This is a genomic window from Kitasatospora sp. NE20-6 (assembly GCF_045862635.1).
Genome location: NZ_BPRL01000069.1, coordinates 1 through 18,416, shown reverse-complemented (window position 1 = coordinate 18,416; position 18,416 = coordinate 1). Strand labels below are relative to the sequence as shown.

General features: G+C 70.9%; 20 protein-coding genes. 5 read left to right on the top strand and 15 right to left on the bottom strand.

Annotation, left to right across the window (positions count from 1 at the left end):
* Window positions 1-44: 44 nt before the first annotated feature.
* The 11 genes from SNE206_RS33740 to SNE206_RS33690 all read right to left on the bottom strand — a co-directional run bounded on the left by SNE206_RS33740 (window position 45) and on the right by SNE206_RS33690 (window position 8,545).
* On the bottom strand, window positions 45-812 hold the full coding sequence (locus tag SNE206_RS33740; protein ID WP_407917363.1) for a Scr1 family TA system antitoxin-like transcriptional regulator: 768 nt from the start codon (window positions 810-812) through the stop codon (window positions 45-47).
* Window positions 809-1,525, bottom strand: a complete 717-nt coding sequence (locus SNE206_RS33735) for a hypothetical protein (RefSeq protein WP_407917362.1) — start codon at window positions 1,523-1,525, stop codon at window positions 809-811. Before SNE206_RS33735 ends, SNE206_RS33740 begins: the two co-directional genes overlap by 4 nt.
* Window positions 1,522-2,457 (bottom strand): SAM-dependent methyltransferase, encoded by a 936-nt coding sequence (locus SNE206_RS33730; protein ID WP_407917361.1) that lies wholly within the window; start codon window positions 2,455-2,457, stop codon window positions 1,522-1,524. Before SNE206_RS33730 ends, SNE206_RS33735 begins: the two co-directional genes overlap by 4 nt.
* Complete coding sequence (locus tag SNE206_RS33725; RefSeq protein ID WP_407917360.1) at window positions 2,454-2,660, bottom strand: DUF5999 family protein; 207 nt, start codon at window positions 2,658-2,660, stop codon at window positions 2,454-2,456. Before SNE206_RS33725 ends, SNE206_RS33730 begins: the two co-directional genes overlap by 4 nt.
* On the bottom strand, window positions 2,657-3,079 hold the full coding sequence (locus tag SNE206_RS33720; RefSeq protein ID WP_407917359.1) for a hypothetical protein: 423 nt from the start codon (window positions 3,077-3,079) through the stop codon (window positions 2,657-2,659). Before SNE206_RS33720 ends, SNE206_RS33725 begins: the two co-directional genes overlap by 4 nt.
* Window positions 3,080-3,487: 408 nt before the next feature.
* Entirely contained in the window at window positions 3,488-4,594 is a 1,107-nt protein-coding gene (locus SNE206_RS33715; RefSeq protein ID WP_407917358.1) for a cytochrome P450, read from the bottom strand.
* On the bottom strand, window positions 4,591-6,000 hold the full coding sequence (locus tag SNE206_RS33710) for a cytochrome P450 (protein ID WP_407917357.1): 1,410 nt from the start codon (window positions 5,998-6,000) through the stop codon (window positions 4,591-4,593). The genes SNE206_RS33715 and SNE206_RS33710 overlap by 4 nt, the downstream gene beginning before the upstream one ends.
* The gene (locus SNE206_RS33705; RefSeq protein WP_407917356.1) at window positions 5,997-6,599 is read right to left on the bottom strand and encodes a GTP-binding protein; all 603 of its coding nucleotides are present in this window, start codon (window positions 6,597-6,599) and stop codon (window positions 5,997-5,999) included. The genes SNE206_RS33710 and SNE206_RS33705 overlap by 4 nt, the downstream gene beginning before the upstream one ends.
* Window positions 6,574-6,897: a DUF742 domain-containing protein gene (locus SNE206_RS33700; protein ID WP_407917355.1), complete on the bottom strand. Its 324-nt coding sequence runs from the start codon at window positions 6,895-6,897 to the stop codon at window positions 6,574-6,576. Before SNE206_RS33700 ends, SNE206_RS33705 begins: the two co-directional genes overlap by 26 nt.
* Window positions 6,898-6,917: 20 nt before the next feature.
* The gene (locus SNE206_RS33695) at window positions 6,918-7,340 is read right to left on the bottom strand and encodes a roadblock/LC7 domain-containing protein (protein ID WP_407917354.1); all 423 of its coding nucleotides are present in this window, start codon (window positions 7,338-7,340) and stop codon (window positions 6,918-6,920) included.
* Window positions 7,337-8,545, bottom strand: coding sequence for an ATP-binding protein (locus tag SNE206_RS33690; protein ID WP_407917353.1), 1,209 nt, complete (start codon window positions 8,543-8,545; stop codon window positions 7,337-7,339). Before SNE206_RS33690 ends, SNE206_RS33695 begins: the two co-directional genes overlap by 4 nt.
* Window positions 8,546-8,945: 400 nt before the next feature.
* Here SNE206_RS33690 and SNE206_RS33685 point away from each other — a divergent pair, with 400 nt between their 5' ends.
* Both SNE206_RS33685 and SNE206_RS33680 read left to right on the top strand, forming a co-directional pair.
* Window positions 8,946-10,322 (top strand): Tat pathway signal protein, encoded by a 1,377-nt coding sequence (locus SNE206_RS33685; protein WP_407917352.1) that lies wholly within the window; start codon window positions 8,946-8,948, stop codon window positions 10,320-10,322.
* A gap of 78 nt (window positions 10,323-10,400) precedes the next feature.
* Entirely contained in the window at window positions 10,401-10,889 is a 489-nt protein-coding gene (locus SNE206_RS33680) for an SAM-dependent methyltransferase (protein WP_407917351.1), read from the top strand.
* Window positions 10,890-11,035: 146 nt separating this feature from the next.
* Here the strand turns inward: SNE206_RS33680 and SNE206_RS33675 are convergent, their stop codons facing one another.
* A complete protein-coding gene (locus SNE206_RS33675; RefSeq protein ID WP_407917350.1) occupies window positions 11,036-11,638 on the bottom strand; it encodes a hypothetical protein in 603 nt (200 codons plus the stop codon).
* 42 nt (window positions 11,639-11,680) lie between these two features.
* The gene (locus SNE206_RS33670) at window positions 11,681-12,169 is read right to left on the bottom strand and encodes an ATP-binding protein (RefSeq protein WP_407917349.1); all 489 of its coding nucleotides are present in this window, start codon (window positions 12,167-12,169) and stop codon (window positions 11,681-11,683) included.
* Window positions 12,170-12,552: 383 nt separating this feature from the next.
* On the opposite strand from SNE206_RS33670, the gene SNE206_RS33665 reads away from it, so the two are divergent.
* Window positions 12,553-13,827: a hypothetical protein gene (locus SNE206_RS33665; protein ID WP_407917348.1), complete on the top strand. Its 1,275-nt coding sequence runs from the start codon at window positions 12,553-12,555 to the stop codon at window positions 13,825-13,827.
* 33 nt (window positions 13,828-13,860) lie between these two features.
* Window positions 13,861-14,766, top strand: coding sequence for a phosphotransferase family protein (locus SNE206_RS33660; protein WP_407917347.1), 906 nt, complete (start codon window positions 13,861-13,863; stop codon window positions 14,764-14,766).
* Window positions 14,767-15,030: 264 nt separating this feature from the next.
* Here the strand turns inward: SNE206_RS33660 and SNE206_RS33655 are convergent, their stop codons facing one another.
* Window positions 15,031-15,363 (bottom strand): hypothetical protein, encoded by a 333-nt coding sequence (locus SNE206_RS33655; RefSeq protein ID WP_407917405.1) that lies wholly within the window; start codon window positions 15,361-15,363, stop codon window positions 15,031-15,033.
* Between SNE206_RS33655 and SNE206_RS33650 the strand changes: the two genes are divergently transcribed.
* Window positions 15,275-15,664 carry a transposase gene (locus SNE206_RS33650; RefSeq protein ID WP_407917403.1) on the top strand — a complete coding sequence of 130 codons (390 nt, stop codon included), beginning with the start codon at window positions 15,275-15,277 and terminating at the stop codon, window positions 15,662-15,664. The genes SNE206_RS33655 and SNE206_RS33650 overlap by 89 nt on opposite strands.
* Window positions 15,665-15,752: 88 nt before the next feature.
* On the opposite strand, the gene SNE206_RS33645 is transcribed toward SNE206_RS33650, so the two are convergent.
* Window positions 15,753-18,188 (bottom strand): hypothetical protein, encoded by a 2,436-nt coding sequence (locus SNE206_RS33645; RefSeq protein WP_407917346.1) that lies wholly within the window; start codon window positions 18,186-18,188, stop codon window positions 15,753-15,755.
* Between the last annotated feature and the right edge of the window lie 228 nt (window positions 18,189-18,416).

Here is an 18,416-nt window from a genome sequence, read left to right as displayed (position 1 = left end):
AAGGCTCGGGGTGGTCGTGGTGTTCGGGGAGGTGTGCCAGTAGGTCAGGGGCCGGGCCCGGTGGTAGGCCGCTGTCGCAGCGATCCGCGGAGGCTGCGGGCCACCATCAGCTGGCGCATGGCGTCGGCCGGACCTTGCCCGTGTCCAAGCCAGCGGCGGAGAAGGGCCTTTGCCCGCAGCCCGGGGCCGCTCTCAGGAAGGAGGTAGGCGACTCGCTCTGGGTGCTCCACGGCGATCAGTGGCTGCCCGCCGTCCGCGAAGGCGAGGTGGGTGACGCACACCGCGTGACGGGGGTTGCGGGTCGGCACGATCGTGACGCTCAGCTGCCCGGCGTGGGCCATTGCGGTCAGGCTGCCGAACTGGTCGGCGACCACTGCTGGATTGCCGTAGGACTGGTGGAGGGCGGACTCGTCCAGCGCCACGTGCGACCGGTGCCTGACCCGGCTCCCGCGCGGAGGGGCAAGGCGGCTACCGGCTTCGGTGGCACCGAGCAGGCCCGCGTACCGGGCGGTACGCAGTCCGCACGGCACCAGCGTGCCGGCCGAGCGCATCCGTACGGCGTGCCCGGCCAGTGCCTGCAAGCGGTCCTGGCGCCCCTCACCGGTGTCGACGGCCACCGCCCGCGTCCTTGATGCTGGCTTGTGGCCGTGGTCGGCCATCGCGAGGAGCGCGCGCCGGTCCGGGTGCCGGGCGGGCAGGCCCGCCCGGTCCGCAAGGTCCTTGATGTGCTGCGGCGCCATCGGGGTGTCTGCGAGGCCGTGCAGCCACAGCTCTGCGACGCGGGCCGCCGCGCCCGCCTGGGTACGGGTCATCGTTCCTCCCCGCGGCGGGCGAGTTCGGTGCGCAGGTGCTCCTCGGACATGCGGGTGCAGCCGGTGAGGGTGCGCAGCAGGTGGGTGGCGGCCACCCGGCGCAGCTCCGCCGAGTCGAGGGCGAACTGCCCTCGGAGTGGTGCTTGCGGTCCGCCGTTCCCGGTGTCGAAGCGCAGTCCCGCGAAGCCGTACAGGGGGGCGTCGGCCACCCGTAGGAGCAGCGCGCTGTCCAGGGCACGGCACAGGCGTGGGGAGGAGAGGGCGTGCGGGGCGCAGATCGGCGGGTGCTCGACGACCGCGCCCTCCGGCCAGCAGGGGTCCAGGGTGCGCCGCCGCCCGCCCGGCGTTGTGGGGTGAGGGAGCAGCCACAGCACACCGTCCGCGGTCCGGTCGGCCGGCGCCCCGCACACGCGGCACCGCAAGCCGCCCATCGTCCGGGTCTGACGGCCCGGGTGGCTGGCGTTCCACAGCGGCTCGCCCTGGCCCGGCTTGCCGGTGAAGCGCAGCACCAGCACGCCGTTCACACGGTCGGCCGGTGTCTCCTGCCGGTAGGCCAGCCGGGCGCCGTCCGGGCCGGTGTCGACGATCAGGCTCGGGTCGAGCAGTTCGCCGCTCCACCGGGTGACCGTCGGCACCTGGGGGCCCGCGGCGCGGGCCGCAGTCGTCGGCTTCGCATCGTTCGTGCCGGGGACGGCCGTGGTGGTGGCGGTCATGCGGGCCGCCTGTTGGTGAGGACCGCGGTGGTGAAGCCGGCGCACCGCACGGGACCGACCTGTGGCAAGGGTTGCCAGGCGCTGGTCAGGTCTGCGACCTGCTCGTCGTTGCGCGGGTGCCACGCCAGAGCGGCCTCGGTGTGTGTGTCGGCGAGCGCCACTGCGCTCCCGCCTGTGCCCGGGGCCCGGTGGGTGAGCAGCAGGACGCTGCCAGGCGGCAGGCTCTCGTGCAGCGTCGCCAGCAGTCGATGGGCCTGAGTGTCCGTCAGCTCGTGGAGGACGTCGGACAGGACCGCCGCCACCAGGGTGCTCCATTCCAGGTTCGTCTCCTCGCGCAGCGCCGCCAGGAGTGCGGCGGGGTCTGTGAGGTCGACCGGCAGGTGTCCGACGGATGCGGGCGCGGGGACCCGAAGAAGGGCTCGGGCGTGGGCCAGCACCATCGGGTCCTGGTCCGCGTACAGGATGTGCGCGTCGGGGCGGGCCGCAAGGACAGCAGTGTGCAGCGGCGCGAGGGCGCTGCCGGGCGCCCCGGTGGCCAGGCCGCACCCCAGGTCCACGAACTGGCCCACGCCCAGGCTGGCAACCGCGGCCGCCATACCGAGTACGGCCCACCTGGCGGACTCGGCGGTCTGTGCCCAGTCGGAGTCTGCCTCGAGCAGGCGGTGGGCGACGTCCCGGTCGATGCCGACGTGATCCTTTCCGCCCAGGACCACGCTCGTGACCCGGGCCGAGGCGGCGACGTCCGTACGAAGCTGCGCGGCGGCGGCCTGGGGCGGCCACGGCCGGTCCCATGGGCTGTTCCACGGCTCGGCGAGGGCGACGGCTTCCCGCAGCGGTTCCTCGATCTGTACAACGCCTGCCGATCGCGGCGCCGGGGCGTGGCCGGCCGGGCGGCGTACGGCCTCGGGGCGGGTCTTGCCGGGTCGGGTCATGCGGCACTCTCCGAACGGCGCGCGCCCGTACCCGCGGGCGGCTGGATGTCCCCGTCGGGCAGTACCGCACCGGTGTCGTCGAAGAGCAGGACGCCGTTGCACAACAGGCTCCAGCCCTGTTCGGGTTGGCGGGCCACGGGCACGGCGGCTGCGGCGTCCGGTGCGTCGCCGTCGGGGCAGGCGTCCCTGTGGCCGCAGCTCACGAGTCCTCCCGAGCGGCGGTGGCGGGAAGGGCGGGGTAGGTGAGCAGGACGCGGGGCAGAGCGGCGTCGGTGGACGGCGTGCAGGTGACGACCGCACGCTGGTCCACTGCGCAGGCCCGCACGGTCCACTCGGCACCAGCCCGTTCCTCGGAGGGGACGACCTGCCCGTCGACGTGCAGGAAGCCCGTCAGGCGAAGTCCGTTCGGCACGGCCTCGGCGGCTAGCACGGCCGGGGCGCGGTGCCCGGGTTCGTGGACGGCGACCCAGGACCGGTCCGGGTAGGCGGTGGTGAACACCTGCTGACCTCCGGACAGGATCTGGGTGGTTGTCTGCCCGCTTCCGGTGCGCCCGGTGAGAACGGCGATGGCCGTCGCCTTGCTGGCAGCTGTGTGTGGGGTGGTGCTGGGGAGGTACGGCATCGGACCTTCGCGAAGGGCTGGTGGGAACGGGAGTGCCGGGGGGGGGAAGCCCGATCGGGCTTCCCCCTGCGGGGTGTTGCTGTTGCGGCCCTGACCCGAACGGCCGCCATGGGCCCCGGGATCACCAGGGGAGGAGGGCCACCACCCGGGCGGCCCGGGAATGGCCGCAAGCCCGGCCGCATCTGCCATCCCCGCGCCGACGGCGGTGACGACCACGAACGCGACGAGCAGAGTGGCCTGCCAGGTCCGCAGATCCGTCTGCTCCAACGCGCGCAGCGCCTCCGCCACCGCCATGCACGTACCGGCCGCCAGGGGCCGCGGACGCGCTCCCGGTCACAGCTGAGTACGAGCGGCGCCGGCTGCGCGGAAGTGGCAGAGGCGGCATGACGATTCTCCGATCGGGCGTGCCTACGCGGCGGGAGCCAGGAGGACGGGCAGGGTCCGCAGCGCGTTCGATATGAACGACTCCTGGGGCAGCAGCTGCTCGCGGCCCACGGCGAGGCGCACGTCCGGGAACGCGCGGAACAGTGCGGTGAGGGCCTCCTCGGCCTCCAGGACGCCCAGGGACGCACCCAGGCAGTAGTGGCGGCCATGCCCGAACGCCAGGTGGGACTTGTCGGGGCGCGTCAGGTCGAAGTCGTTCGGGCGGTCGGGATGCAGGTGCGGGTCGCGGCCGGCGGCGCCGAACCCGAGGAGGACCGGCGTACCGGCGCGGATGAGCACGTCCTCGCCCAGGTCGATGTCCTGGGCCGCGTAGTGCAGCGGCAGGTGCATGATCGGCGGCTCGAGGCGCAGCGTCTCCTCGATGACATCACGCCAGGTCGCATCGCCGCGGTGGACCTTGGCGAGCTGCTCGGGGTGGGACAGGAGCAGCGCGGTGGCGTGGTCGATCAGGTTGACCGCGGTCTCGGACCCGGCGCCGATCATGAGGATCAGGGTGGAGGCGAGCTCCTGCTCGGTGAGCTGGGAACCCGTGGCGTCGCGGGCGGCGATCAGTTCACTGGTCATGTCGTCGCCCGGGGTGTTCCGCTTGTGGGCGACCAGGCGGTGCATCGCGGCGAACAGGTCGTCCAGGTTGGCCTGCGCCTTGTCGGGGGCGGCGGTGGTGTCCAGGACGCCGTCGACCACGCGCCGCATCTCGGGCCGCTGCTCCTCGGGAACGCCGAAAAGGTCGCAGATCAGGGTGGTGGGCAGCGGGTAGGCGAGCCGGGCGTGGAGGTCGACCTCCTCGCCCGGTGCGGCGGTGCGCAGGTCGTCGATGAGGCGGGTGACGATCGCGCGGACCTGGGGCCGCAGGGCGTCGATGCGGCGGGGGCCGAAGGCGGGTGCGGTCAGGGCGCGCAGCCGCTGGTGGTCGGCTCCGTCGCTGGTGAACATCGACTCCACCGCGACCCAGCTGGCGAGGGGCCAGTCGGCGCCGATGGTGCCGTCAATCCATTCGGGCCAGTGGCGTCGCGGGTTCTTGGCGAGGCTTCCGTCGGTGAGGAGCTGCTTGATGACGTCGGGGCGGGTCACCGACCAGGCCTGAACCTGGCCGGGAAGTTCCACCAGGACGGCCGGCCCCGATGCGCGGAGGCGGGAGGCTTCGGCATGGACGTCGGTGCCGCGGGTGTCCAGGACGTGTGCTCGGGCGTGGGGGCAGCGGGGTTCCATGAGCTCTCCTGGGCGGGTTCGGTCGTGCGGACGGTCGTGGTGGTGGGGCGGAAGGTCGTGGGCAGGGCGACGGCGCAGCGGTGGAAGGGGCCGGGGCGCCAGCGGATGTCGGCGGCCGATCCGCTCAGTGCGAGGTCGGGAAGCCGGTCGAGGAGGGCTTCGATCGCGACCGTGGTGATGAGTTCGGCGGGGCCAGCGGCCGGGCAGCGGTGCGGGCCGGCACTGAAGGCGAGGTGGGCGTGATTGCCGTCGCGGCGTTGCTGTCCGAGTTTCGGGTCGGTGTTCGCCGCGTGGTGGCTGATGGCGATCGGCATACCCTCGGGCAGGTCCACGCCGTGAAGGCGTTGCGGGCCGACGGGGTAGTGGAGGGAGAAGTTGCTCATCGGTGCCTGGCTCCACAGGACCTCGGTGAGGGCCATGGAGGTCGGTGTGCTGCCGCCGGCCACCCGGTCGGCGAACCGCTCGTCGGTGAGGAGCAGCATCAGTGCGGTAGTGATCCAGGCGGTGGTCGGCACGGTGCCTGCGCCGACCATGACCACGAGCTGGTGGATCATCTCCTCGTCGCTGAGGGCGGCCGGGTGGGCGAGGAGCCAGGAGGTGACGTCCGCGCCGGGGTGGGTCCGCTTGTGGGCCACCAGGTGGCCGAGCAGGGCCGCGAGGTCGGCGCTGCCGCGTTCGGAGTGGGGCCCGGCGTCGATCATCGCCGCGGCGGCCGCGACCATGTGCCACCCGAGGTCCTCGGGCACCCCGAGGAGTTCGGTGATCACCTGCAGCGGCAGGACGGCGGCGTACTGCGCCACCAGGTCGGCGTGTCCGTCGGCCGCGAACCGGTCGATCAGGCGCTGTGCGCAGCTGTGCACGTAGCGGCGCAGTGTGTGGGAGGTGACGCGCTCCAGGGCGTCCTCGATAGGGGCTCGCAGTCGGTCGTGGGCGGGGCCGTCGGCGAAGAGGAGGCTGGGCCGCCAGGCCATCATCGGCAGCACGGCACTGGTGGGCGGAACGGCGGTGAGGTCCCAGCGGCGGGCGTCCTTGGAGAACCGCCTGGGACTGCGCAGCACTTCCAGGGCCGCGCGGTAGTCGAGGACGAGCATCACGGTGACGCCGGGCTCGAACTCCACCGGTACGACGGGCCCGCACTGGCGCAGGTGGGCGTAGAACGGCTCGGGGTTGTCGGCGAAGCGTGGATCGGCCAGTGACAGGAGTGGGGCGGGCCGGTGGCCGGCGTGGGCGGGGCAGCCGGGCGGCGGGGCCGCGGCGCGGGCGTTCACGAAACCTCCGGGGTGCGGGTCAGCAGGTACTGGATCAGGGCGATGAGCGCGGCAAGGGAGGACTGCCGGTCGCGGGCGTCGCACAGGCTCAGGGGGGTGTGGGGTTCGAGGTCGAGGGCCTGGCGGATGTCGGCGATGTGGTGGTCGGGGCTGTCCGGGAAGGTGTTGACGGCGACGGCGTAAGGGATGTGTCCCTGTTCCAGCAGGTCGATCGAGTCGAAGCTCTGGTCCAGGCGGCGGGTGTCGGCGAGGACGAGGGCGCCGGTGGCGCCGGTGGCGATGTCGCCCCACAGAGGGAGGAAGCGGGCCTGCCCGGGGGTGCCGAAGAGGTACAGGACGAGGCCGTTGTCGAGCGTGAGGCGGCCGAAGTCCAGCGCGACCGTGGTCGTGGTCTTCGCCTCCACCCCGGCCAGGTCGTCGTGCGCCACGCTGGCGACGGTCAGCGGTTCCTCGGTGCGCAGCGGCTCGATCTCGGACAGCGAGGCGATCAACGTGGTCTTGCCGACGCCGAACGGCCCGCTGACCAGGATCTTCGCTGTCGCGTGCACCCCGGCCGGCAGATGGCGGGCGCGGTCAAACCTGGAGCCTGCGAAGGCCATCGAGTATGTCCTCCAGCTTCTTACGGTCGGGGAGCTGGGCCATCGGGATGACCCGCAGATCTCCGCTGTCGACGAGGTCGGTCAGCAGGATGCGGGTGACGGTGACCGGCAGGTTAAGGTGCGCGGCGACCTCGATAAGGGACAGAGCGCCCTGGGCGCACAGGGCGAGGGCTGCGCGGTGTTCGGGGCCGGCTCCCGTCGCGGTGGCCTCGTGGTGCGCTTCGACCAGCGTGTCGACGGCGGTGAGGATGCCCCGGCTTGGGCGTGCCCGGCCGTTGGTGAGCACGAAGGTGCGCACCAGGGCCGGGCGGCCCCCGCTCATCCGGGAAGACCCGGAGCGGTGCGGGCCGGTGTGGCCAGCGCCTTGCCGATCCGCTCCACGAGCTTGGTCATCCGGTAGCCGATGTTCCCGGCGTCGGCGGAGTCCTTCGCGGCCAGGGCCAGGAACGAGCTGTCGCCGGCGGCGCAGAGGAAGATCAGTCCGCCCTCGTAGGTGATCAGATTCTCGAGCCACCCCGAGGGGGATGCGCTGCAGAACGGTGCCAGGCTGCGGCTGAGGGCCTGCAGCCCGGTGACAGCGGCCGCGAAGCGCTCCGCAGACGCCTGTTCCTGGCCCTCGGACGCGGCGGCGAGGAGGCCGTCGGCACTGACCAGCACCGCGCCGATCGCTCCGGGAATCTGTCGGACCTCATCGGTCAGGAGTCCACTGACGACGGCGAAGCTGTTCGCGATGGGGTTCACGGGTGCTGTCCTTCCGGGGATGCGGTAGCGCGCGCGTCGCGCACGCCTTGGGTGAAGGCCGACAGGCGCGAGCGGCTCGCCTCGGCGTCGGTACTCGCCACCGGCTGGTCGGGACGAGTAGTCGGCAACTCCGTCTGAGATCGCCGTTGGCGGCGGCGCTGGGGCAGTCCGTTCACCAACGTCGTGGGCGCGGCAGGGACGGGCTGCGGCTCGGGGTTTGCGGCGGCCAGCAGATCGGAGGGCAGCAGGACCACCGCGCGAACCCCTCCGTACGGCGACTCCTTGTCCACCGAGACACGGAAGCCGTAGCGGTCGGCCGCGGCGGCCACGATGAACAGGCCCAGGCTCGCCGGTTCCCCGATCTGGCTGAACGGCAGCGTGGAGCGGCCCTCGAGGATCTCCGCGGCCCGGGTGCGAACGCGCTGCTCCATGCCCACGCCCCGGTCGTCGATCGTGATGAACACGCCGGCCGGGACCCGCTCCATCGCGATCTCGATCGGGGAGCTGCCCTCGGAGTGACGTGCGGCGTTGTCGAGGAGTTCGGCCAGGGCGAGGGCCAGTGGCTCGACAGCCCGGCCGCGGACCAGCGTGGCGAAGTCGCCCTGTTCCAGCACTCGGTGGAAGTCGCGGATGCGTCCCTTGGCGGCGCGGGCCACGTCGATCAGCGGGGTGTCCGGGTGCTGACGTCCGGGCCACGGGGCGCCAGCGAGAACGGCCAGCGCCACGGCACGGGCGCTGATCTGCGCGTTCGTGTGGTCGATCCGCATCAGCCCTTCGAAGACATCCGGATCGTCGAACGCCTCCTGCATGTGGCCGATCAGCTTCTGCTGCTCGTAGGCGTAGGCCAGCACACCGCGCATCGTCGAGCGCACCGCGGTGGCCGCGGCGTTCTCCGCCTGCTCACGGATGCCGCCGACCGTCCGCGAGATGCCCGCCGCGGCCTCGTGGAGGAGCTCCGCGAAGGTGGTGCCCGCAAGCTCGGGCCGCACCGATCGCGGTAGTGTGCCGTCGAGCTGACCGAGCAGCAGGGCGGGGACCTCGCTTTGGACGAACGCATGCAGCTCCGCCTCGCGCGCCTGGAGGCCCGAGTCCAGGGCGGCCACTGTGCCGCGCAGCCGTGAGCCAACGGCGTACTGCCGCAGCCACCCGGCCGTCGCCGCAACGGCCGGCACCGCGGCCGCTGCCGCGAGAAGATCCGTGTTCATCGCAGCCCCCGAGCCCGGTGCGACGCCGGCGGCTGCCCGAACTGCTGAGCCGGGACGCAAGCGGCCCCGGGCCTACTACCGGGGACCCGGCAGCTCCGGTGCGGGCCGGGCAGCAGGAGCTGCTGCCGGCCTCGGTCGGACGACGTCACAGTGATCGCTCCAGGGCGGTCGGGCCTGCTGCAGGGCATGCCGAGATGGTCAGGGGAGGACGCGGAGAGGGGCCGGGTCCGGGACTCACCCAGGCCCGGCGCGGTCTCGGGGAAACCGCCTGTGGGGGGCGTCGTTGGGCTCTATCGTCATGACGTTGAGCGAACCGCCTGTGACAGCTCGTGGGAATCCCGTGGCCGGGGCGAATGCCGCTAACGTCGCTAAAGATCATTTCGAGGACAGGGAGCGCACCGTGGCGCTGACCCGCAACACCCTGCTGGAGGCCGTGGTCAAGGAGCTGGGCTGGTCCCAGGACCGCCTGGCCTCCCACCTGAGGCGAGTGGCCGCGGAGCAGGGTGCCACGGAGCTGCTGTCGGTGACCCGCTCTCACATCTCCCAGTGGCTGCGCGGAGTGCAGCCCTCGGGCCGAGCCCCGGCTATCTTGGCCGCGACGCTGTCCCGGGGACTGGGACGCGCGGTCACCCTGTCGCAGGTCGGGCTCGGCCCGGCAGGCGACGAGAACAACGGGGTGCCCGGATGGGACGTCGACACACTCTCCGCTCTGGCCGACCACGGGGGCAGCGACATGATGAACCGCCGAGAGCTGCTGGGCAGCTCGCTCTACTCGGCCCTCGGGACCGCTCTCCCGCCCGACCAGTGGTGGGACCAGCGCCTGCTTCTCGCCCGCGGGCGCCCACCGCTCTCCACCCTCACAGTCACCAGCGTCCACGTCGAGGCGACGACCTGGTTCTCCAACCGCGACCAGCGACTTGGCGGCCGGGCCGGACGAGCCGCCCTCGGCACCTACCTGCGCACCGATGTCGCCGACTACCTGGCCGGACGCTGCCCCGACGAGCAGATCAGGCGCGACCTCGTCTCCGCAGCCGGCGAGATCGTCTACGTGGCTGGCTGGATGGACTTCGATTCCGGCGCCCACGCACGCGCCCAGGCCAACTTCCGCCTCGCCCTCGCTCTTTCCGCCGAGGCTGGCGACGGCGCCCTGGCCAGCCACATTCTGCGCGCCGCAGCCCACCAGGCCGTCGACCTCGGACACCCCGGCCGGGCACTGGAGTACGCCGAAGCCTCCATGGCCAGATCCCGCTACGGCGCCGCCAGCCACCGCGAGAAGTCCCTCCTCGGTGTCGTCCACGCCCGCGCCCTGGCCGCCACCGGCCGCAAGCACGACGCGCTGGCCGCCCTGCTGCGCGCCGAGGACGACCTCCGCGGCGCCGGCACCCCGGCCGACAGCCCGGACCCGACCCGGGTGCACTTCTTCACCGAAGGCAGCCTCGCCCACGAAGCCGCCTGCACCCTGCGAGACCTCGACGACCTCCCAGGCGCCGAAACCGAGTTCGAGCGCAGCGTCCGCACCCGCCCGGCACACCTGGCCCGCACTCACGCCGTCACCCTCGGATACCTGGGCGACGTCCAGGCCCGCCGCGGCCACGTCGACGCAGCCTGCGACACCTGGCACCGAGCGCTCGACGCCATGGCCGGCATCCAGTCCGGCCGTACCCACGACACGGTGACCCGGATGCGCAGCGCCCTGTCCCCGATCCGGACCCGCGGCAAGGGCCCCGCCGCCAGCCTCGACCAGCGTGCCCGGGACTTCCTGCAGGCCGTAGGCTGACGGCGCCGGCATCACGCGCGCCCGTCGTGCCGTGCCGTTCGGGAGTTGCATACGGATCAGGGGAGACAGGAAGCAGCCATGCCAGAACCGATCTTGGTCACGCCGGTTGCTACCGTCGTCGGCGGGCACCGCGCGTCGGCTGACGACTACCAGGGCGGCGTCCAGGCTGTGATCCGCCTCAACCCCGACTACCCCCTCGACTCGGTGCAGGGTCTGGAGGAGTTCAGCCACCTGACCGTCACCTGGCACTTTCACCTCGCGTCGCCCGGCGATGTCGAGTTGCACGCCCGCAGCCCGCGCGGAAACCCCATTTGGCCGGCTACGGGGACCTTCGCGCACAGGAACCACCGGCGCCCCAACCAGCTCGCGATCTCCTACCCGCGCCTGCTGAAGGTTGACGGCCTGGACCTCCACGTCACCGACCTCGACGCCGTCCACGGCACGCCGATCATCGACATCGCGCCGTACTTCCAGGCAATGGGCCCGCGAGGACCGGTTACCGAACCGACCTGGCCCGGCGAGATGCTCGCCACCTACTGGGCCGACGCCGCCGACCGCCCCATGTGAGATCGCCCGGCCGGAAGGACCGACGTAGCCGCCGAGCCCCTTGAGCCCCGCGCCGGGGCGGCGCCCGACACCAGAACGAACTGGCCACGTTCCGGCGCCGGACTGTCGTGGGTGTGAGGACCGTGGCACCTTCATGGCGCGTGCGCTCACCGCGGGCCTGCCACTGCGGCGACGTCGTCCAGCCTCGTGCCGGTGGCGCGAGCGATCAGCGTGGACAGGTGCAGTAGGTGCGATTCCGGTAGGCGGCCGGTGGCCACCGCCCGCGCCAGGGCTGGCCGCAGGCGACGCTGCTCGTTGAGCCCGGCCGCCTGCGCGATGACCAGCGCGGCATCGCAGCCATCCCGTCCGGCCGTGTCCAGCCCAGGCCACCCGTGCTCGTCCACCAGCTGTGTCAACGCGGTGACCGCGTGCCGGACGTCGGTGAGGTAGGCCTCAGCCGCACCGTACCCGCCGAACCGGGCGAGGACATCCTCCTTGTACTGGACCTCGCTGGCGAGCCGGACCAACTGGGCCCGCACCACGACGTCGAGCGTCAGTTCGCTCCACCCGTCGTCCCTGGCCACAGCCGGGGCGACCGCGGCGGGTCGCGGCGCCTTCGGCACCGGCACCACGTCCACCCCCGAGGGCATCCGCAGGCAGAGCGCCGTCGAGGGGTTCTGGCCGTAGCTCGGCAGGCGGCTGCCGGGTCGGCGGAAGAAACCGGAATTCGCCCGGCGCCGGAGTCCGGACGCCTGAGTCGCACTGGTCATCGTCCATCCAAGGGAAGTCGGATCGAGGGGTGCACCGTGACGTCAGCCCGCGACGGAGACTGAGCCGTGACACCAGCCGGTGCCATACGCAGGCGGTCTGGGCAGGTTCCAGAAGGCGCAGATCTGCTTGCCATCAGCGGTGGGCAAGACCATCCACTCGTCGCAGTGGGCCGCTACCAAAGCCATGCCTCGGCCGCTGGTCTTGTGCAGGCTCGGCTGGAGCACCATCGGCTCACCCGGGTGCGGGTCCTCTACACCGATCGCCAGCACTCCGGGCACGTGGCCGATCCGAAGGCGGATCTCAAAGTCGGTCACCTGCTCGGACCCGTGGCGCCGAGCGTTGGTGACCAACTCGCTGACGACCAACAGGACGTCCCCCTCGATGTCCTCACCGAGGTGCCACTGCGCCACCGCGGCGCAGGCAAACGACCGGGCCAGCCCGGCGGACCGGTCGTCAGCGGCCAGAGTCAGCAGCTTCACCGCATCCCGCTGCCCTTCGGGATGCTGACCAGCGGCGAACACACCCTCCACCAAGGCGGCTCCTGACGGTACAGACCTGAGCGTCATGCCGTTCCCCTTCGGAGTGATGGTCGGCGCGCACGCCGGTGCGGAGGCCAGACGGGTGATTGCCGCCCGTTGCTCGGGCTCGCCCAGACTCGCCCTGCCGCACAAGTGCGGCAACCAACCCGAGTTGGGCCGAACAACGCGATCCAGGCCGGAAGTTGGGCCGAATCCGAAATCTCGCCCGGATTGATCTCCGTATCCGGGCCATTTCGGCCCGACTTCCTGACAGCACGCGCGGCAGGGCCCCGCGGGCAAGCACAATGGCCGGTATGACGAATCGTCACGGCCGCGCATGCGTGGGACGACTGCGGAGGACCCCCGCGGTACTCGACGGAGGCCACCCCGCCCTCGTGGCAGCCCTCCAGAACTGCTGCAGGATCAGTGCGCTTCGTGCTCACCGGCAGGCAAACGGCTGGAGCCGCCCGGAGACCATCACCCGCCTGGTCGCGCTCGCCACCCAGCGCGGCGAGCCGCCCTTCAAGGGAACCCGGGAGCTGCTGCGAACCTGGGAAGACCTCGGCGTCCAACCCCGCGAGCGAGCCCTGAAACTGCTGTGCGAGCTGTACCAGGCTGCGCCCGCTGGCCTCGGCCTTGCCTCTTCGGGCTCGGCCGCCGCGGTGTTCCATGTCATGGCCCCCGCGCGACCGGAGCAAGCTAACCCGGTGCAGGACCTGGCCGAACGGACCCGTCGTGCGATCAATCGGACCATCGCCGCAACCACGGTCAGCCCGGGAGAGCTGGACCTGCTCGACGAACGCCTCCACACTGCCCGCTGCCTCTACGTCACCGCCCCACCTGAGCAGATGATCCGGCACCTGCTCGGTGACCTGAACGACATCCAGGCGCTCGCCGCCGAGCGACAGCCCGCCGCCGCGCAGTCCCGCCTGTCCGAGCTCACCGCCATCGCGTCCACCCTGGTGGCCGATGCCATGATGAAGCTCGGGCGCCTTGCCGAGGCACAACGCTGGTACGGAACCGCCCGGCTGGCTGCCGATGACTCCGGCAACCCTGAGCTACGGGCCCGCGTCCGCGTACAGACCGCAATGCTCCCCTACTACTACGGGCCCCTGCAGGTCGCCGCGCAGCTCGCCCGCGAAGCCCGCCTTCTGAGCCGAGGCCGCCCCGGACCGACGGCGGTCTTCGCCGTCGCTGCCGAGGCCCGGGCGCTCGCTCGGCTGGGCGACCGTGACGGCGCGAAGGCGGCCATCCGCCTGGCCCAGGACCTGTTCGAGCATTCCCAAACCGGACATCCGGACGACGCTTGGGCCTTCCCCGAGCGGCGCCTGTGGCTCTACCTCTCCGGAGCGCTTACCGCCCTCGGTGAGACCAGCCAGGCCCAGCACGCCCAGCAACAGGCACTCGCGCTCTACCCGGAAGGGCACGCCGGCATCGACCCCGCCCTCCTCCACCTCGAGGAGGCGATGTGCCTGGTCCTGGAACACAGCCCGGCCGAGGCCCTGCAACTGGCCGTTCACGCCTACGGCGAGGTACCCGGCCCGCACCGCACCGCAATCCTCGGTGCCCGGGCCCGAGACGTCATCGACATACTCCCTGCCCGGCTTCAGTCCGGCCGCCCGGCCCGGCAGTTCAAAGAGATGCTCGCCCTGCCTCCCGGGCAGGCGTGACATCAGCCCTCGGGATAGGACAGCCTGACCACCATGACCATCTCCGCAGTCGCGGCCGGCGGCTTCACCGCCGCACACCTCGCCGCCGTTCTCGAGCAGTCGTGCCGATCGGCAGGGCTCGATCCCGACGGTGCCGTTCTGTTGCGCGGCCACACCAATGCGGTCTACCACCTTCCCGGGGAACAGGTCGTGGTCAAGATTTCGCGGCTCGGCACGCCCCCCGCCGCCGTCCACCGAACCGTCGCCCTGGTCACATGGCTCACCCAGCAGCACTTCCCGACCGTCGACCTGCATTCCGTCCGACAGCCCGTTGAGGTCGACGGCCACTTCGCCACGTTCTGGACCTACCTAGCGCAGCCCGGTCACCCGGTCGCAGCCGAACAGCTGGCCGACCCCCTCCGCGCTCTGCATAAGCTGACCGATCCGCCCGTTTCTCTGCCTCCGGTGAACACAGCAGCCGCTATCCGCCGCTCCTTGGCCATCGCCGACGCCCTCACCACGGATGAACGAGACCTACTCGGCTGGCACCTAGATCAGCTTGAGACGGACCTCCCCGACATCACCTACTTCCTGAAGCCATCGGTCATCCAGGGAGACCCTCAACACCGCAACGCCCTGCACGCAGGCGACGGCCTGGCCGTCCTCTGCGACTGGGACACCGCATCGTTCGGCCAGCCGGAATGGGACCTGACTACCATTGAGATTCACTGTCGGCGATTCGGCTACGGTCGGGCACACTACGAGGCATTTGCCGACCGGTACGGGACCGACATCACCCAGTGGGACGGGTACTCGACCATGTGCGGACTGAGAGAACTGCGCATGATCACCACCAACGCGAAGAAGGCCACGCCGAAGTCGCCTGAGCTCACGGAGGTCAGGCGACGCATCCAGGGCCTGCGGGAGGGCAGTGGAATGCTCCAGTGGCGCATTCTCTGACCAGACGAACCTGTCGGTGATCGCCCAGCCATCACCATCCATGAAGCGGCACAACACCACTCACACCTGACTATTTCCGGTCATCGCTCCCGGGCTCCCGGCCGGCTGCCCACCATGACCGGGTGACTGCCTAAAGCGAGCTGAAGACCGACCTGCGTTCCGCGAAATTCAGCGGCCTGGAGTCACGAATCTGGGGTCTGACCTGCGCGGACGTGGGTGACGGCGCCTGAGAGTCGTTTCTCTAGGCGCTGGTGTTCGTGCAGGTCAGCGGGGTGCGGGTTCGAGGGCGATGATCTGCTTCGGTGTGGGGATGCCGAGCTTGGCCAGGAGGTCGGTCTGGGGCTTGGTGAGGGTGGTGACCTGGCGGAACAGGCCGGTAGGGCCGGTGAACGTGCCGAGGTGGAGCCGGTCGAGCTCGCGACGGATGGTCGTCCAGGTCTCGTCGGTGGTCGTCTCGATGATGCGGATCAACAGCAGGGCGAGCCAGCAGAGGACGACGTGTGCGCGTATCCGTTCCTCGATCGAGTTCGCCCGCTCCGACTGCGGTTCCTGCCCGTCCCGCGACAAGTGCACCACTGCGGCACGCGGCAACCGCATGCTCACCCTGCGGCCCCGCGAACTCCACGAGACCGTCGCCGCCACCCGCGCCGAACAAGAGACCGACTCCTGGCGGGCCAAGTACGCCCTCCGGGCCGGGGTCGAGGGCACCATCAACCAGGCCCTGGACGTCACCGGGTTGCGCCGGGCCCGCTACCGCGGCCTGCCCAGGGTCAGCCTCCAGCACGCCTACTCCGCCACCGCGATCAACGTCATCCGCCTCGACGCCCACTGGTCCGAAGGCCCCCGACGCCCCCGGACCAGCCGACTCACACGGCTCGCCCACCAACTCGCGGCCTGATCACCGACCCGAATAGAGCAACAGAGTCGCCCTGACCCGTGAGTGCGGACCTGAACCGCTGTCGGCGAACACGTCACCGCGCAGGCCGTCACCTCTGCGATCCGAATCGGTCGGCGGCGTGGTACCGGTTCCGAACCAGCCGGTCCCGCCGGTAGGTATCCCATAGCCCGGTCGCATCCTCCGGGCTGACACCGGCGACGCGCCGGATCGTCTCCACCGCCGCCGCCCTGTCGACACGCTGGTTCCACAGGAGGCTGAGCATCGCCGCCAAGCCTTGGCCAAGCGGGGCGGCGATCAGGGCATCCCTTGCCCTGAGCTCCAGATCCTCCAACGCTTCCGCGCTCGCGTGCCCACTCATGAAACCGGGCTGGGGAGATGTCTCGGCGCCGACATTGCCGGCGCTGTGGCCGCTCAGCGCCAGCTCTACCAGCGCCGCCAGATCCGGCGGCCCCGGAGGGGCATCCATCGCCATGAACTCGACCGGCACCCGGAACTCGATGTCCGCCTCCAGGGATCCGGCGGAAACGGGCCACGGACCCGCCAACTCTGCCACCTCGTCGAGCGCAGGCGGCAACTCCGGCAGGTCATCGACCCGCGAGCGCAGGGTCTCCCAGAACGACTGCCCACTTCCTGCGGGTCGTCTGGTCCACTCGATCAGAGCGTGGTACGCCTCGTCACCCGGCACCTCGCCGTCGAACACGTCGTCGGACCACGACCCGAGCTCCAGGCTTGCGAGGATCTTCTCCAGAATCGCCTCAGGCTGCGCCGGACCGGCCGGGTACCACGCCCCGTACAACTGCTTGAACACCTCGGACTGCTCGGGCGACAGGGCGAGAGAACTCACCTCCCCTTGATGGTGCCCCGGCCATGAAACGGTCGGCCCGGTGCCCTCCTCCCGGACAAACCAGGAACCGCCGTCCGCTTCGAGAGGCTGGTACCCGGCGGCACCGCCGACTGCCGCCCCCCCATCGTCGAAGAGGCCCAGGAAGTAGTCCATGCGTTCCTCGTCCGCGTCGGGCCACATCCCGTCCGGTGCCGCTTGCACCTCCGGCAGCCCGCCGATCAGCGAGCGCGGATCCTCGCGGTCTGGAGGCGGGTCACTCCAAAAGTCCCCGCCCTCCCCGTACTCCGTCCTCACCCGTCCCTCATCGAGCCTTCCGGGGAAGCCGTCGACATGCCGATCCAACTCGGAGAACAGCTGCTCCTCCACGAGGCCGAGCTCCTCAAACCCGGACAGATCCGCACCGAACGACCCGGGAGCCGTCCCAGCACCATCCAGCCCAGTGGTTACCGAGGAAGGACCGACACCTCCGACGAAGTCGGCCTCCAGGTGTTCTGCGACGCGCGGCAGCACGACCACTGGTTCAGGCGCGTGCGCGAAGGACAAGACCACTTCCACGCCACCACGCCCAGGCGGCGGCGGTACAGCCGGGAAGGCCAGCTGAGTGCCCGGTGGGGAGGTGCCGCTCCCCTTGGGCAGGTCGTACGGAAGCTTCGCCGTCGGCTCCCCCTCGGCGTTCGCGGCCTCCTCGCTCCCGTAGAACCACAGTTCCCTCTCCCCCGGCCTGCCGACCCTGCGCACGTGCCACATCCCGCCGAAAAGAGCATCCCCCTCGGGTGCATCCGGCGCAAATATTCGCACCATCCCAAACTCTGCGATGGCCTCCCCTGGGACCATCGTGTAGCTCTCGAGTTTTGCATCGGAGAACGTCATGGTGAACGAGCCGGCCTTGCGGCTGGTTCCCTCCTTCCAGAACGTCACCTCATACCCCTGGCGCACCCATTGCAGCGGCACTCCACGGAACATCTCGGGGACCTTCTGGAATTGCACGGGACCGATCCTGAAAGACCCGGAAACGATCGGAGGTGTCAGGGAAGCCACGGAAGAACGACCGATGCCCCTGATGAAGCGAGCCTCCAGCAATTCCCCGACGGGCGCCCAGCGCTCGGCCACTGGCTCAGGCGCGTGTGCGACTGGCTCGGCCTTCTCCGGGGAAGAGCGCTCAGGCAGCCAAAGCCGGAACGAACTCCCGCATGTCTCCCAAGAGCCCGGCGGGAGGAGAAGACTGGTCCTGGGCAGGTCGTACGGACGTTTATCCGTCGGCTCCCCCCCGGCGTTTGCGGCCTCCTCGCTATCGTAGAACCACAGTTCCCTGTGCCCCCGCTTGCCGGCCATGCGCCAGTGCCATTTCCCGTCGGGGAGAGCATGCCCCTCGGGTGCATCCGGCGCCTTAAGACGCGCCGTCCCCAGCCGCGTCACATTCGCTCTCGGCTCAACCGTGTCGCCCTCAACCTCCGGACCCGAGATCGTCTTGGTGAACGAGTCGACCTTGCGGCTGGTCCCATCATTCCAGAACGTCACCTCATCCCCCTGGCGCACCCATCGCAGCGGCACCCCACGAAACCTCACGGGGGCATGCTGGAATTGCACGGCACCGAGCACGAAGCTCCCGGACTTGCCCCTAGGAGTGACCGTGGTCAGCGAGGAACGCCCGACGCCCGCAACGAAATCGACCTCCTCCACGCCACCACGCCCAGGCGGCGGTACAACTGGGAAGGCCAGCTGAGTGCCCGGTGGGGAGGTGCCGCTCCCCTTGGGCAGGTCGTACGGAAGCTTCGCCGTCGGCTCCCCCTCGGCGTTCGCGGCCTCCTCGCTCCCGTAGAACCACAGTTCCCTCTCCCCCGGCCTGCCGACCCTGCGCACGTGCCACATCCCGCCGAAAAGAGCATCCCCCTCGGGTGCATCCGGCGC